This window comes from Citrobacter sp. wls717 (genome assembly GCF_005280955.1).
GTDB lineage: Bacteria > Pseudomonadota > Gammaproteobacteria > Enterobacterales > Enterobacteriaceae > Citrobacter > Citrobacter werkmanii.
In genome coordinates, this window is sequence record NZ_SZWW01000056.1 from 24,143 (window position 1) to 41,049 (window position 16,907).

Genomic DNA, 16,907 nt, shown 5'->3' on the forward strand with positions numbered 1-16,907 from the left:
TCAAGTACTCCCACGCGCTATTTTTCATCTTTCAAAATAGCATTATTATTACTGTTGTTTATTATTAACAATAAATAACAAAAACAACAATTACAGCAACTTATAAATAAAACCTATTTATCGAAACGTTTAACTCATTTCGATGAAAAATATCACCATATGTTTTTAATATCTGGACATTGCAGAAAGTTTTCTTTCTGACTATATCATCTAATACGAAAGAACTATTTTGGTGCTCAGACTACGACTTAATTTTTTTCAGAAACTGATACCAGTAAATCTTATCCATGAAATTACATGTGTAAGTTCATCATTATGATGAACGAGGCACCTGTCTGCTCATTTTCCCGGCACGCCGTTGCGGATTAATACTCCCGACCTGCCATCAGGAGTGAACATATGCGTCTACTCGCCGTTGTATCGAAGTTGACTGGTGTTTCTACCAATGTTGAAGCCTCTGAAATTACACTCAACTCACCTTCTATTGTGAAACTGTCCGTTTCACGTGAGGAGGTCAGCCAGTTGACTCGTGTTAATCAGGATCTGGTTGTCACACTCCGTTCAGGTGAAACCATCACCATTAAAAATTTTTACGTCGGAAAAGGTGATGCGCAAAACCAGCTCGTTCTGGAAGACAGCAATGGCGCGCTATGGTGGGTTCAGGATACGGATGGTGCTTTCCATTTTCAGCACCTGGACGATCTCACGCCGCTGATGACGGCCGAAGGCAGTCATGACGGAGGCGCAATCTGGCCCTGGGTCCTTGGCGGGGTTGCGGTCGCTGGCGGAATTGGCCTCGCTGCAGGAGGTGGCGGTGGTGGCGGTGGTGGCGGCGGCGGTGGCGGTGGCAGCGGCGGGAGCGATAATAATGCCGGAAACGGTAATGGTAGCGGCGGCAACGATAATGCCGGAAACGGCAATGGTAACGGCGGCAGTGGTAGTGGCGATGGCGATAACGGCGCGCCGCCAACAACAACCCCCAATATGCCAGACATGCCCGTCATCACCAGCGTAATTGACGACCAGGAGCTTATTACCGGCCTTGTCAATCAACAGGAGTCCACCAACGATAATACGCCTGAACTCCAGGGTACCGGCCCGGCAAATGCCACATTACATATTTTTGATAACGGCGTCGAAATAGGCCAGGTTACTATCGATGCCAACGGCCACTGGTCGTTTACCCCCTCATCCCCTCTTGCAGACGGCACTCACCAGTTTACCGTCAGCGCGTCAAATAATGCGGGTAGTAGTGGGATGTCAGACAGTTGGGTGATTATTGTCGATACGCTTGCCCCTGATACCCCCGTGGTTACTCAGGAAATCGACAATGTCGGTTCCATTACCGGTCTTATCGCCAATGACGGCCAAACCGACGATGCCACGCCAACTCTCACTGGTACTGGCGAAGCAGGGAGTACCATCAGCATCTATGACAATGGCATCCTGATTGGTATGGAGCCAGTAGATGACAATGGTAACTGGACCTTTACGCCTGATACGCCACTCAGCGACGGCGTTCACAATCTGACGCTGACGCAAACTGACGCCGCAGGTAACGTGAGCGCGGAAACGAGCCTGCCGACATTTACCGTTGATACGACCGCGCCTGCAGGCGCGGTGATTTCCGCCGTAAACCTCGAAGGCACCACGGTAACGGGTAGAGCGGAAGCAGGAAGTCTGGTCACTATCATTGGTAGTAATAGCCAGGTTTTAGGTGCAATAACGGTCGATCAAACCGGCAATTTCGTCATCGCGATTTCCCCCTCACAGACGCACGGCGAAGCGTTGCTCGCGAAGATTCAGGATAAGGCGGGCAACATCGGGCCAGATACCCCATTTTATGCCACAAATTCCGGCTATCCGGGCGTACCCGTTATCGTCAGCGTTATGGATGATGCCGCACCGTCAATCGGGTTATTGAGCAACAATCAGGCCACCAACGATCAAACCCCAACGCTCTCTGGCACTGCGGACGCTAACAGCACCGTTAACATTTATAACAATGGTACGATTATCGAAAGCGTGGTTGCCGACTCCAATGGCAACTGGAGCTGGACATCCGCCACGCCGTTGCCGGAAGGGCCGCACGCTTTCAGCGCCACGGCAACAAACCAGCTAGGGACAGGCGGTATGTCGCCAACATTTAATATTAGTATCGACATACAGCCGCCGTCGCCACCAGACGAGCTCAGCGTCTCCGCAGACGGCAGCGTTGTCACCGGGACGGCCGAACCGAGCAATATTGTCGTTATCACCGACAGTAATAACACTCCGATCGGCAGCGGCGTCGCCGGAGAAGATGGATCATTTACCATCCCCATCACCCCGCCACAGACCAATGGCGAAACGATTACCGCCATCGCGACCGATCCGGCAGGTAACCCAAGCCAGCCAGAAACCACGCTCGCGCCAGATATCACGGCCCCGCAGCCGCCCGCTAACCTGATGGTTAATCCTACGGGCGATCAGGTTACCGGCACCGCAGAACCCAACAGTACGGTACATATTCTGGATCCAGATGGCGCGATCATTGGAACAGCAACTGCTGGCCCGAGCGGAGATTTCACCGCCACGCTGGTTCCGCCGCAGACTAACGGTGAACGCCTTAACGCGAATGCAACGGATGCAGCAGGCAATACCAGCGGTAACACTCCGATTACCGCACCAGATACCACAGCACCTGATGCGCCAACCGGCGTCATCGTCGCTGGGGACGGCGGTTCTGTAAGCGGACATGCCGAAGCGGGAAGCACCGTCACTGTCAAAGACAGCAACGGCAATCAGATTGGTGTTGGTCAGGCTGACAACGGTGGCAACTTCACCGTGTCGATTACACCGTCGCAAATGAACGGCGAAACGGTAAAAGTCACCGCAACTGACAGCAATAATAACGAAAGTCTGCCAACCTCGGCGCTGGCACCGGATATCACCGCACCAAACCAGCCGATTATCATTGCCGTGACGGATGATGTTGCGGATGTCATCGGCCCCATCAGTAACAACGGCTTAACTAACGACGATAAACCTAAACTCGAAGGCACTGCCGAGGCCGGAGCTCAGGTTAAAATTTACGATAACGGCGAACTGTTAACGACCGTCAACGCTGATCTCAACGGTAACTGGAACTACACGCCCACAACAGCGTTGACCCAGGGCGCGCACATATTTACGGTGACGGCAACCGATGCCGCCAGCAATACCAGTAGCGCCGCAAGCTGGAAAATAATTGTCGATAGTCTCGCTCCAACCGTCCCCGTGATTACGCTGATTAACGATGATGTCGGCAGCATCACAGGTAGCGTCGCGAACAACGGTTGGGTCACCAACGATAATACGCCAACCATATCAGGCACCGGTGAACCCGGTTCTTTGGTGAGCCTGTACGATGGCAGTTTCCTGATGACAGTCATGCTTGTCGATAGCACGGGAACCTGGAGTTATACCGTTCCGGCAAATCAGGCGCTCAGCGACCGCATCCACCAGTTTACAGTCTCTGCTACAGATGCCGCTGGTAACCTCGTCACCTCCTCCACCGTGGTCAGCGTTACCGTAGATACCCAACCGCCAGGCAATCCTGTCATTTTGACTGCCACCGACGACGTCGGGAATGCGCCGATTGATCTGTCCACCGGTAGCCGCTCAAACGATACTTTGCCGCTGCTGAAAGGGACCGGGACAGCCGGTTCTACCATCACCCTCTATGATGGCGCCACGTCGATTGGTAGCACAACGGTATTACTTGATGGCACCTGGAGTATTCAACTCAGCCAGCCGCTCAGTGAAGGTCCACATAGCTTGTCAGCAATTGCGACAGACGTTGCAGGCAACGCCAGTAACCCAGGTAATTTCACGCTGACCATTGATACCACCCCACCGCCAGCCCCGGTTATCAGCTCAGCAGAAGGTCTGATTGGCACAAGCCTTCAAACGTTGAGCAACGGTGGCAGTACCAAGAGCACGACCCCCGAACTGTCCGGAACCGGCGAGCCAGGCGCGACGATTACCCTTTACGATAACAACGCTTTTCTTGGTACCACCACCGTTCAGCCAAATGGAAGCTGGACATATACGCCGACAGGTCCACTGCCGGACGGTCCGCACAAATTTACGGCGACGGCGACCGATGTGGCTGGCAACACGGGGATCCCGTCAGCAGGCTTTACGCTGACGGTAGATAACCTGCCGCCAGCAAAACCAGAGCCGCCAACCATAACGGATGACGTCAACCCGATAACCGGCATCATCACTAACGGCATCACTAACGATACCACGCCAACCTTTAGCGGCACGGGCAACCCTGGCGATCTTATTTCTATCTACCTTGATGGCAACACTTCACCGCTGGGTACTGCGACCGTTGGCGCAGATGGCTCCTGGAGCTTTACGCCCACCAGCCCCATTAATCCGGACAATTATCAGGTCACCCTCACTGCAACCGATCCTGCTGGTAACGTCAGTCCACGTTCGGATGCTGTTGCCCTGGGGATTGATACGACACCTTCAGCGCCGCCGGTGATTATCGCCGCTAACGATAATGTCGGCGACGTCCAGGGCGATGTTGCGGCTAACGGCGTGACCGATGACACCACGCCAACCATTCGAGGTACTGGCACCGACGGGGATATCATTACGCTGTATAACGGCGGTACGGTGCTCGGCACAGCAACGGTGGCAGGCGGAACCTGGAGTATTACGCCCGGGACGGCACTGACCAACGGGAGCTACACGCTGATCGCCACCGCAACCGATCCGGCCGGTAACATCAGCGACAGCTCAAACAGCATTTCGTTTACGGTTAACAACACGAAGCTGACCCTACCGCTGGTCACGGATATTCAGGATAACGTCGGCGTCTTTACTGGTTCGCTAACCAGCGGCAGCGTGACGGACGATACAATGCCAACCATTAGCGGGACCGGCACGCCGGGCAGTACGGTGTTAATTTACGATGGCAACAATCCCATCGCCATTGCGACGGCTATCGTTGCCGCGAACGGCAGTTGGAGTGTCGAAGTTCCTCTTACGCCCAACGCTACTCACACATTGACCTTTGGTGCCCAGGATGGGGCAGGTAACGTACTGGCGGCAGATAATCCGCTAACGTTGATTGTCGATACGCAGCCTCCTGCCATTCCAGTTGTTACCAGCGTAGATCCTGATGGGACGAAAGTAAGCGGCACAGCAGAAATTGGCAGCACGGTAATTATCCGTAGCGGCAACACCGTTCTTGGTCAGGGAGTGGCTGACGGTTTAGGGAACTTTACTGTCACGATTTCACCGGCACAAACAACGGGTCAGGCGCTCACCGCTATTGCCCAGGATCCTGCAGGCAATCCGAGCGATCCTGCGCCGTTTAACGCCACCATCTCCAACGTGCCACATCCCCCGACTCTTGAGATTGTCGATGACATCGCGCCCATCATGGGGGTGATTGGCAACGGTAAAACCACTAACGACACCTTACCGCTGCTGCAAGGAACAGCTACCGCAGGGGCGACTGTTAATATTTATATAGATGGTGTTTTGCAATCCCCCCCGGTGATAGCCGACACCGTTTCTGGTGCATGGAGTTATCAGTTACCCACTGCGTTGACTAACGGCACAACCTATAACTTTACGGTGTCACAAACTGTAGGCGGCACCACCAGCGGTTTATCGCCCAACTACGCCATCACCATCGACACCACCGCTCCGCAGGTGCCAACTATCACCAGCATCATTGACGATGTTGCCCCTGGCACCGGATCGTTGGATAAAGGGCAAATCACCAACGATTCACGCCCAACATTCAACGGAACCGGCGAAGCAGGCGCAACCATCACGCTTTACGATAAAGGCGTTGCTTATGCCACAACCACGGTAAACAGCAACGGTTTCTGGAGCTTTACCCCGACCGATCCTCTGGGAGAAGGCGACCATCTCTTCACCGCTCGCGCAACAGATGCCGCAGGCAACCAGGGAGATCCGTCCAGTGACTTCCGGATCATTGTCGATACCCTGGCGCCGGATGCACCCTCCATTGTGACGGTCACAGACAACGTTGGTACAACTCAGACCCTGACCTCCGGACAGTTGACCAACGATAATACCCCAACGCTCGCGGGCACCACTGAAGCGGATTCGGTTGTGACCATCCGCGATAATGGCGCAGTGATTGGCACAACCACCAGCGATGAAAACGGCAACTGGAGCTTTACGCCTGCGCCTGCTCTCGGTGAAGGCAGCCACTCACTGACCGCCTCCGTCACGGATGGCGCGGGCAACACCAGCCCGGCCACGCCACCGTTTGTGGTCGTCGTCGACACGCTTCCCCCTGCTGCGCCAGTCATCACCTCGGTGATTGACGATCAACCCGGTAATACGGCGCTAACTAACGGACAGTTGACCAACGATGCGTTGCCAACGCTGAACGGTAAAGGTGAGATCGGCGCCATCATCACGATCCGTGATAATGGTAGCGACTTAGGGACAACTCAGGTGGATGCGTCGGGCAACTGGAGCTTTACGCCAGAAACGCCCCTGGGCCAGGGTCAGCATATTTTCACCGCCGTTGCCACCGATCGGGCAGGAAATACGGGCGGAGTATCATCATCGTTTACGATTGAACTGGACTCTATTGCCCCGTCAATACCGGTCATCAGCACGGTGCAGGACAACACCGCCCCGACAACAGGCCCAATAACAAACGGCCAGACCACGAATGAATCCCGTCCCGCCCTGAGTGGCACCGGTGAAATTGGCGCGACGATTACTGTCCTGAGCGACGGTCTGCCCATCGGCACTACGACCGTTGGCGCGAACGGTACCTGGAGCTTAACCCCAACGGCTGCACTCAGTAACGGGCCACATACGCTGACCGTCACCGCTACAGACAGTGCGGGTAATACCAGCCCTCCATCCAATGGCTTCGCACTTATCATCGACACGGTGTTGCCGGGGACGCCGGTCATTACTCAGGTTGCGGATGATGTCGGTCCGGCAACCGGTAATCTGAATAACGGCCAGGCCACAAACGATACACAACCCACACTCAACGGCACAGCTGAAGCCAATTCGACGGTCAAAATTTACGATAACGGAACGTTTATCGGTTCAACCACAGCGGATGGGACGGGCGCCTGGAGCTTCACGCCGCCAGCTCTGGGCAATGGCAACCACGCGCTGACAGCAACCGCGACGGACGCTGCCGGAAACGTCAGCCCAGCGTCCGCTGGATTTAACATCGTTGTTGATACCGTCGCTCCCCTGGCGCCAACCATTATTCAGGCTTTTGATGACGTGCTGCCGGGTACCGGAACGCTGTCGAACGGAGCCTTTACTAACGACACCCGTCCGTTACTCAACGGCTCGGCGGAAGCGGGCGCCCGAGTGGCCATCTACGATAATGGCACGCTGCTGGCGACGGTGACTGCGGCGATAGACGGCACCTGGGAATATCTGCCCGCCACGCTGGGCAACGGTCAGCATGTGTTTACCGCCATTGCCACCGACGCCGCCGGCAACGTCAGCCCGGCGTCGAGTGGATTTACTATTAATGTCGACACGCTTGCGCCAACTACCCCGATACTGGTCTCGGTGGTCGATGACGTCGCAGGCGGCGTGTTCAATGCGGCGCTCAGCAACGGGCAACTCACTAACGATGCGCGCCCAACGCTGAACGGCACCGCTGAAGCAGGCAGCACCGTCAGTATCTATGACGGGAGCACCCTGCTGGGAACGGCACTGGTGCAGAGCAATAACAGTTGGTCGTTTACCCCAACCACGCCGTTGGCGAGTGGATCGCACACCTTTACCGTCACCGCCACCGACGCGGCGGGCAATACCAGCGGCGCGACGGCCGGTTTTAGCGTCGTGGTGGATACTACCGCCCCGACGCTGCCTGCAATCAGCAGCATTATTGATGATGTCGGACCAAACACCGGCGCGATTGGCAATAATCAGCCAACCAATGACGCACGCCCAACGTTAACCGGCACCACCGAAGCCAATGCGCGGATCGATATTTATGATAACGGCATCTTCGTCGTCAGCGTGACGGCGGACGGCAGCGGCAACTGGAGTTACACCCCGCCCACCGAGCTGGCACAAGGTCCCCACTCCTTTACCATCACCGCAACGGACAGTGCAGGTAACACCAGCGGCACATCGGCTCCCGCAGCGATAGTGGTCGATACCGTCGCGCCAGGCATTCCTGGCGGACTTTCAGTAAACGCCAACGGCACGACGCTCACAGGCGTTGCCGAGCCCAACAGCACGGTCATCATTACCTCTAACGGCGGAACGGTGCTCGGTACGGCAACCGCGAACGCCTCCGGTAACTTCACCTTCACGCTGAACCCACCGCAAATCAGTGGGCAAACGCTGTTGGTTAGCGCACAGGATGCCGCGGGCAACATCGGTACAGCAGGCAACGTTCTGGCACCCTTTACCGGTGTACCGCCTGCGCCCGTTATTGCCAGCGTGTTCGATGACGTCGGCTCGGTCACTGGTCTGGTCACGGCGGGCAAAACCACCAATGACACCCTGCCAATGCTCAGCGGAACGGCGCAGGCTAGCGCCGTGGTCCGACTGTATAACAACGGGGTGTTCATGGGCGCCACGACCGCAGATGGCAATGGACTCTGGAGCTTTACCCCAACCGGCGCGCTCAGCGAAGGTAACCACGCGTTTACCGCCACGGCAACAAATGCCAACGGCACCAGCGGATTGTCCGGTTCGTTCAGCGTGATTGTGGATACCACCCCGCCATCCGCGCCAACAATACTGATCAGCGCCGATGGCGGAACCGTAAGCGGCGTCGCCGAAGCGGGAAGCACGGTCACGATCTCTCTACCCGGCGGCACCAGCGTGACGGCCATCGCCAACAGCAGCGGTGTCTATAGCGTCAACTTGCCGGTTCGCCAGATTGAAGGTCAATCGCTGTCCGCCACGGCGACCGATGCAGCGGGTAATACATCATCGCCTACAAGCGTTATCGCCCCGGTATTGCCGTTGCTGGCCGAAGACAACATTACCCGTCTGCCGCTACAGACTGATGTGACCGTCAGCACCGAGCATAAAAGCGATTATGGTTTCCTGTTGGTCAACGCGCTGGGTAATGTGGCGAACGTGCTGGGGGACGATACGGCAACCGTCAATTTTAATATCGTCTCTGGCGGCAGCGGATCCATTACGATCAATGCAGCCGCGACCGGCGTGGTCCTGTCACTGCTAAACACGCTGGAGATCGTGATCCAGCGCTTTGACAGCTCGCTGAATGCCTGGGTGACGGTAGTGGATACCGGCCTACCCAACTTTGCCAGCCTTCTCACCTTAGGCGCTTCTGGCGTAACGCTTAATTACAGCGGACTGACGGGGGGTGATTACCGTGTCGTAAGCTATAACACCAACCTGCTGGCAACGGGCTCTTACACCAGCCTTGATGTCGCGGTGGCGAAAAGCAGCGCCGGGACCATCATCGGCGGTACGACGGAATCTGGCAACATCATCACGGATATCGATCCCACCAACGGGCAGGATAACGCGCCGTCTGGCACGCTGGTCACCTCCGTAACCGACGGTAACGGCAACATCGTGAGCGTCCCGGCGGGCGGTATTGATGTGCAGGGGAAATACGGCATCCTGCATATTAATCAGAACGGTAGCTATACCTACACCCTGACCAATACGTCAATTTCAGTGTATGGACGCTCCGAAAGTTTCACCTATACGCTGACGCATGGCGCAGATAGCTCATCGGCAAAACTGGTGGTAACGCTGGGCCAGCCCCCAGCAACCAGTACAGTCACAGCAGCAGATGATATTGCCGCGCTGACTTACGGGACACAGGTCATTGCGATCGATAATGGAACGTCAAAACAAACCGGCTTCACGCTCGTTAACGTTGGACTGGGTAATGTGCTGGACGTCAGTCTGGTTAACGGCCTGACCAACCCTATCAAATTCAACGTGGATGATGGCGCAACCCGCACGCTGACCGTGCAGGCGAATGTTCTCGGCGTGACGGTGGGCGGTTTTGATCTCTACATTTATCGCTTCAATGAGTCTATTCAACAATATGAACAGTTCCGTGTGAAGCCCAATTGGGTCACCGCGGTGTTAGCCGGCGGCTCTACGGAATACACCATCACGCTGCCTGGCGGAGACTATCTGTTCCTGCTTAACGCTTCCGGCGGTCTGGCTCTGGCAACCACTTATACACTGGACATTAAGGCGGATCATACCTACGCCGTAGACAGCCTGAGCGCGTCGACCAACGGAAATCTGTTGGTCAATGACTCGGCTCCGGCCAATACCGTTATTACCGAGGTGAACGGAGTCGCCATTAACGGGACGGGCATCACAACCATAAACGGGCAGTACGGCACGCTGACTATTGATGCGAAGGGGAACTACACCTACACGTTAAAAAGCGGGCTGGGCGCGGACGGCATCAACACCCCTGACAGCTTCGTGTATAAGGTCCGGGCGCCAAACGGCGACACCGGCAGCGCGTCACTGAACATTACGGCAACCCCGCAGGCACTGGATGCCGTCAATGACATCAGCCCCCTGATGGCGGTCACCACGCAGGCGGATACATCCCGGTCGTTCACCGATAATAGCGTCGGTAACGCCAGTTGGAACGCCCAACTCTTGTCAGCAACGTCACAAAATGGCACAGGAACTATTGAGGTTGCAGCGGGAACGGCGGTGCAAAACGCCATCCTGCATTTTAACGTCGCTTCAGGTCTGACGCTGGGCGGACTAACCGTCACCTGGACACTGTACGACAGTAATAACGTCAAGGTGACTAACGGCTCGTTCAACGGCGGATTGCTGGTTGGCGGCAATATTGATATTGCCCTGAGCGGGATCGTACTGCATAGCGGTAACTACCGCCTCGACTACACCGGCAGCGTCGGGGCCCTGGGCTTGGGGAATATCACCATCACCCCAAGCGTAAAAGGCACGATAATCGATCTGCAAAACTTCGAGACCTCCGCCGCAAACAGCGTCACGGGCAATATCTATGACGGAGACCATATTGCCAGCGTGCATACCCTGCTGACGGTGAACGGCACTGGCGGTAGCACTGCCACATTGGATCCGCTTGGCAACACGACCAGCGCCATCATTAACGGTCTGTACGGCAAACTGACCATCGGCATAGACGGCCATTACACCTATGCCCTCAACAGCGATGTATCACTGGCCTCCATCACGACCAAAGAGACGTTCAACTACACCCTCAACGACCAGCAAGGCCATACCGATACTGCCACGCTGACCATCGACATGAATCCGCAGGTCGTGAGCACCGTGGATGCCGATCGTCTGACCGGCAGCGCATACGGCGATACGCTGATTTATCACCTGCTTAATGCCAACAACGCAACCGGAGGGAACAACAGCGACAGTTGGACCAACTTCTCGATGGCCCAGGGCGACAAGATCGATATCCACGAACTGCTGAGCGGATGGAACCATCAGGCTTCTACGCTTGGGAACTACGTACAGGTCACCACCAACGGATCCAACACCGTGATTGCCATCGACCGCGACGGCACGGGGGGAACTTATCAATCCACCAACCTCATCACCCTGGAGAACGTCAACACCACGCTGAATGAACTGCTACAGAACAACCATCTCATCACGGGTGGTTAATCCATAAAGCTCCGGGCGCCATGACGCCCGGAGCAACTGCCGTAACGGTTGTATTTTGAAAGGGATGAGATATGGGAAAAGTCATGCCCGTGGCATTACTGCTGGCATTAACACTGTGTTCCATGCGGGTGAATGCCGAAGATGAGCCGCAAGTTATTACGCCGGAAGGGTTGGCAAACAGCCAGATGCTTCCAAGCCTTGACGGCTCCGTCGCCGATCTGCCGCTAAGCCCTGCCGCCCCCGGTACTCTGACGCTGAACGATGCTGTGAATCGTGCCGTGAGTTGGCACCCTTCCATTCGTGAATCTATCGGCAAACTGCTCTCACAGAATGAGCAGATAGACGTAGCGAAATCGAAATATTACCCGCAGGTAACTGCCGGAATGAACAACGGCTACAGCAATACTTACACCGACCACGGTTTTAGCCCGGCCCTGGTTATTTCGGTGTCGCAAATGCTGTATGACTTCGGCAAAGTTGCCAGCCAGGTCCGCGCTGAAACCGCAGGATCCGCGCAACAACAGGCTAATGTGTTACTCAGTATTGATACCATCGCCCACGCGACCGCCAACGCGATAGTCCAGGTGCAGACGTGGCAGCAAATGGTGGACGCCGCCGAGGAGCAACTCTCCGCTCTGAACGACATTGGCCGATTGACCCGGCAACGCAATGATGAAGGCGCAACCTCACTATCAGACGTGGTGCAAACCGATGCGCGCATAGAGTCCGCACGTTCGCAACTGGCGCAGTATCAGGCCAATCTCGACAGCAGCAAGGCAACGCTGATGAGTTTTCTCGGCTGGAACTCGCTCAACGGCATCAGCAATGAATTTCCCGGCAAACTGGACAGCAGTTGTGATGTCGTTAAACCCGACGATAAGCTGGTTCCTGCCGTGCTCGCGGCGTGGGCGCAGGCGAATGTGGCGCAGGCCAATCTCGACTACGCCAACGCGCAAATGACGCCGACTATCTCTCTGGAGCCGTCGGTTCAGCACTATCTCAACGACAAATATCCCAGCCATGAGGTGCTCGACAAAACCCAGTACTCCGCATGGGTAAAAGTTGAAATGCCGCTGTATCAGGGAGGCGGACTTACCGCCAGACGCAACGCCGCCAGTCATGCGGTTGAGTCAGCCCAGTATTCCATTCAACGAACCCGGCTTGAGGTACGGCAGAAATTACTGGAATCCCGCAGCCAGGCGATGAGTCTCGCCACCGCTCTGCAAATTCTGCGACGCCAGCAGCGACTGAGTGAACAAACGCGCGAGCTGTATCAACAGCAGTATCTGGATCTTGGCTCTCGCCCGTTGCTCGATGTGCTTAACGCCGAGCAGGAGGTGTATCAGGCGCGTTTTGCTGAACTCCAGACCCAAAACCAGCTACGCCAGTTACAGCTGAACTGCCTCTACAACACCGGCTCGCTACGCCAGGCATTCGCTTTAAATAACCGCAGCATTCAATCGGTGGAGATACAGCTATGAGCGACGTCGATTCACATGCGGAAGAGGCCATTGGCGAACAGGCCCTGAGCCAGTGGGCGCAGGCGATGACGTATATTGCCAGCCACTATCGCGTTGCCTGCTCCCCCGGCGCAATCCAGGCCAACGCTCCATGGTTTGCAGGAAAAAACCGCACCCTCGCGCTGACGCAACTGGCGCGCCAGGCAGGCCTGTCATTTCACGCACTGGATACCACAAAGCAGGCGTTCAGCCAGTGGCGTTTACCGGTAGTGGCTGAACTGCGCGACGGCCAAATCATGGTGCTAGAACATTTCAACGGTGACGATGCGCTGGATGTTTTTATCATCGCCGAAGAGGGGCAGCGTAACCGGCTGACGGTTGCAGAGCTTGTGCCGGAGATCGTAAGCATTACCGCGCTGCGTCCGCTTTCGGCGCTAAAAGACAGTCGGGTAGACCGCTATATTTCTCGCTTTAAGCCCGACTGGATGCGCGAACTGGTTTTACAGGATATCCGCCCTTACCTGCCGGTGATGGTTGCCGCTTTTCTGATTAACGTTCTGTCGCTCGCCGGGATTATCTTTTCGATGCAGGTCTACGATCGGGTGATTCCGGCCCAGTCGTATCCGACGCTGTATGTTCTCTCAACCGGCGTTCTGGTGGCGGTACTGTTTGGCTTTCTGCTGCGCGAAGCACGTACCCACATTATGGATCTGCTGGGTAAACGCGCCGATATGCGCATTTCCGATCGGGTGTTCAGTCATGCCCTGCGGCTGCGTAATAGCGCCGTACCTCGCTCTACGGGGAGCTTTATTTCTCAACTCCGCGAGCTGGAGCAGGTTCGCGAGATGATCACCTCCTCGACCATGTCGACTATTGTCGATCTGCCTTTTTTCTTTCTGTTTATCGTGGTATTGGCCTGCATTGCCCCGCCGCTGGCATGGATAGCGCCCGTCGCCGCCCTGCTGATGATCCTGCCTGGTTTACTGTTACAGAAGAAGCTGGCGGTGCTCGCCAACCAGGCCGCACATGAATCAACCCTGCGCAACGCGGTACTGGTTGAAAGCGTTCAGGGGCTGGAGGACATCAAGCTGATGCAGGCGGAAAACCGCTTTTTACAGCAGTGGAACAGCTACATCCGCATTACCGGAGAGTCCGGACTGCGCACGCGCAAGCTGACTCAGGGGCTGATTGGTTGGGGCATGTCGGTACAAAGCCTGGTCTACGCCGCCATTATTATGTTCGGCGCGCCGATGGTCATTGAAGGCACGATGACCACCGGGGCCGTGGTGGCCGCCTCCATGCTCGGTTCCAGAATGATTGCCCCAATGGCTAACCTGTGCGGCGTGCTGGCCCGCTGGCAGCAGGTCAAAGCAGCGAAGATGGGGTTGGACAGCATCATGCAGCTCCCCACCGAAACGCAGTACGATGAAGATCGGGTACATCAGGAAATTCTTCACGGTCATTATCTCTTTGAAAACGCGCACTTTCGCTACCACAGCGACGATCAGCGCGTGCCGCTGCGTATCTCACGTCTGGAGATCATGCCCGGGGAACGAATAGCGCTCCTCGGTCGTAACGGCGCGGGGAAATCAACGCTGCTGCAGGCCATGGCGGGCGGCGTAGAGATTATTCAGGGCGAGGTCCGACTCGATAACCTGAGCCTGGCGCAAATCGATATGGCCGATTTACGCCGCAACATCGGTTTTCTCAGCCAGAATGCGCGGCTGTTTTTCGGCACCCTGCGTGAGAACCTGACCCTTGGCGCGCCGCATGCCAGCGACGCGCAGATATTCGACGCGCTGGAGGTCAGCGGCGCAGCGGCTTTCGTTAAACAACTCGCCAAAGGGCTGGCGCATCCGATTATGGAGGGCGGCAACGGTCTGTCCGGTGGACAGCGGCAGTCGATTTTGCTGGCAAGAATGCTGCTGCGCTCACCCAATATCGTGCTACTGGACGAACCCAGCGCTTCACTGGATGAACATACCGAGCGGGAGTTTATTCAGCGGCTAAACCTCTGGCTGGGCAACCGTACACTGATTGTCGCCACCCATCGCGTGCCGGTTCTGGAGCTGGTCGAGCGCGTGGTGGTATTGAAAGAAGGTCAACTGGTGATGGATGCCCCGAAAGCGCAGGCATTGAGTGCAAGTCGGGCACCTGTACCTACTCACGGTCGGGAGTGGAAAAATGAAAACCAATCCGCATGACGCCGCCATGGACGATCTGGATATCCGCCGCGAACACCATTTTTCCGGGGCCAGCCGCATTATTCTGCTCAGCACGCTGTTATTTGCCGTGCTGGGTATCTGGGCGTATTTCGGTAAACTTGATGAAGTCTCGACCGGCAGCGGGAAAGTGATCCCCAGCTCACGTGAGCAGGTATTGCAGTCGCTGGATGGCGGGATCCTCGCCGAGCTGACGGTACGCGAGGGCGATAAGGTGCAGGCCAATCAAATCGTAGCGCGCCTCGATCCTACCCGCTCTGAGTCCAACGTTGGGGAAAGCGCCGCCCGCTATCGCGCCTCGCTGGCTTCCAGCGCGCGGCTTAATGCTGAAGTTAACGATCTGCCGCTGACCTTTCCCGATTCACTACGCGCCTGGCCGGATCTCATCGCCTCCGAAACGCGTCTGTATAAAAGCCGCCGCGCGCAGCTTGCTGATTCCATGGCGGAACTGCAGGACGCGCTGGTCTCAGTCAATAAAGAGCTGACTATTACCCAACGTCTGGAGAAAAGCGGCGCCGCCAGCCATGTGGAAGTGCTGCGCCTGCAACGACAAAAAAGCGATCTGGGATTAAAAATCACTGACCTGCGTTCCCAATACTTTGTGCAGGCGCGTGAAGCGCTGTCTAAAGCCAACGCCGAAGTGGATATGCTGGCGGCCATTTTGAAAGGACGTGAGGATTCCGTCACCCGGTTGACCGTGCGCGCGCCCATGCGCGGCATCGTGAAAAATATCCAGGTCACCACCATTGGCGGGGTTATCCCACCCAATGGCGAAATGATGGAAATCGTGCCAATAGACGATCATCTACTCATTGAAACCCGTCTGTCGCCGCGTGATATCGCATTTATTCACCCAGGCCAACGAGCGCTGGTCAAGATAACCGCTTATGACTACGCCATTTATGGCGGTCTGGAAGGCGTAGTTGAAACCATCTCTCCGGACACTATTCAGGATAAAGTGAAACCGGAAATCTTCTACTACCGCGTGTTTATCCGTACCCATCAGGACTACCTGGAGAACAAACTGGGACGCCAGTTCTCCATCGTACCGGGCATGATTGCCACAGTGGATATAAAAACAGGTGAAAAAACCATCGCCGACTATTTAATCAAACCGTTTAATCGGGCTAAAGAAGCGCTACGCGAGCGGTAAATCCTTGAGGATTAGGGGTTGCGGGGGCTGGTCACGCGTGTCACAAGTCTGTTATACTTGCTCTAACACATTGGGGCTGATTCTGGATTCGACGGGATTCGCGAAACCCAAGGTGCATGCCGAGGGGCGGTTGGCCTCGTAAAAAGCCGCAAAAAAATAGTCGCAAACGACGAAAACTACGCTTTAGCAGCTTAATAACCTGCTCTGAGCCCTCTCTCCCTAGCTTCCGCTCTTAAGACGGGGATCAAAGAGAGGTCAAACCCAAAAGAGATCGCGTGGATGCCCTGCCTGGGGTTGAAGCGTTAAAACTAATCAGGCTAGTCTGGTAGTGGCGTGTCCGTCCGCAGGTGCCAGGCGAATGTAAAGACGAACTAAGCATGTAGTACCGAGGATGTAGGAATTTCGGACGCGGGTTCAACT

Annotated in this window: 4 protein-coding genes and 1 other RNA gene; all 5 read left to right on the forward strand. The window is 55.9% G+C overall.

Translation table 11 applies throughout. The features are described 5' to 3' along the window. Positions 1-399 precede the first annotated feature (399 nt). Positions 400-11,652 carry a BapA/Bap/LapF family large adhesin gene (locus FDX09_RS23605; protein WP_137347948.1) on the forward strand — a complete coding sequence of 3,751 codons (11,253 nt, stop codon included), beginning with the start codon at positions 400-402 and terminating at the stop codon, positions 11,650-11,652. A 71-nt stretch (positions 11,653-11,723) separates the two neighbouring features. Beyond that, the gene (locus FDX09_RS23610) at positions 11,724-13,133 is read left to right on the forward strand and encodes a TolC family outer membrane protein (RefSeq protein WP_137347949.1); all 1,410 of its coding nucleotides are present in this window, start codon (positions 11,724-11,726) and stop codon (positions 13,131-13,133) included. After that, on the forward strand, positions 13,130-15,316 hold the full coding sequence (locus FDX09_RS23615; protein ID WP_085048914.1) for a type I secretion system permease/ATPase: 2,187 nt from the start codon (positions 13,130-13,132) through the stop codon (positions 15,314-15,316). Before FDX09_RS23610 ends, FDX09_RS23615 begins: the two co-directional genes overlap by 4 nt. Before the next feature lie 7 nt (positions 15,317-15,323). Then, entirely contained in the window at positions 15,324-16,487 is a 1,164-nt protein-coding gene (locus tag FDX09_RS23620) for an HlyD family efflux transporter periplasmic adaptor subunit (RefSeq protein ID WP_087856253.1), read from the forward strand. 72 nt (positions 16,488-16,559) lie between these two features. Beyond that, positions 16,560-16,907, forward strand: a transfer-messenger RNA (tmRNA) gene (gene ssrA, locus FDX09_RS23625); the annotation flags it as partial.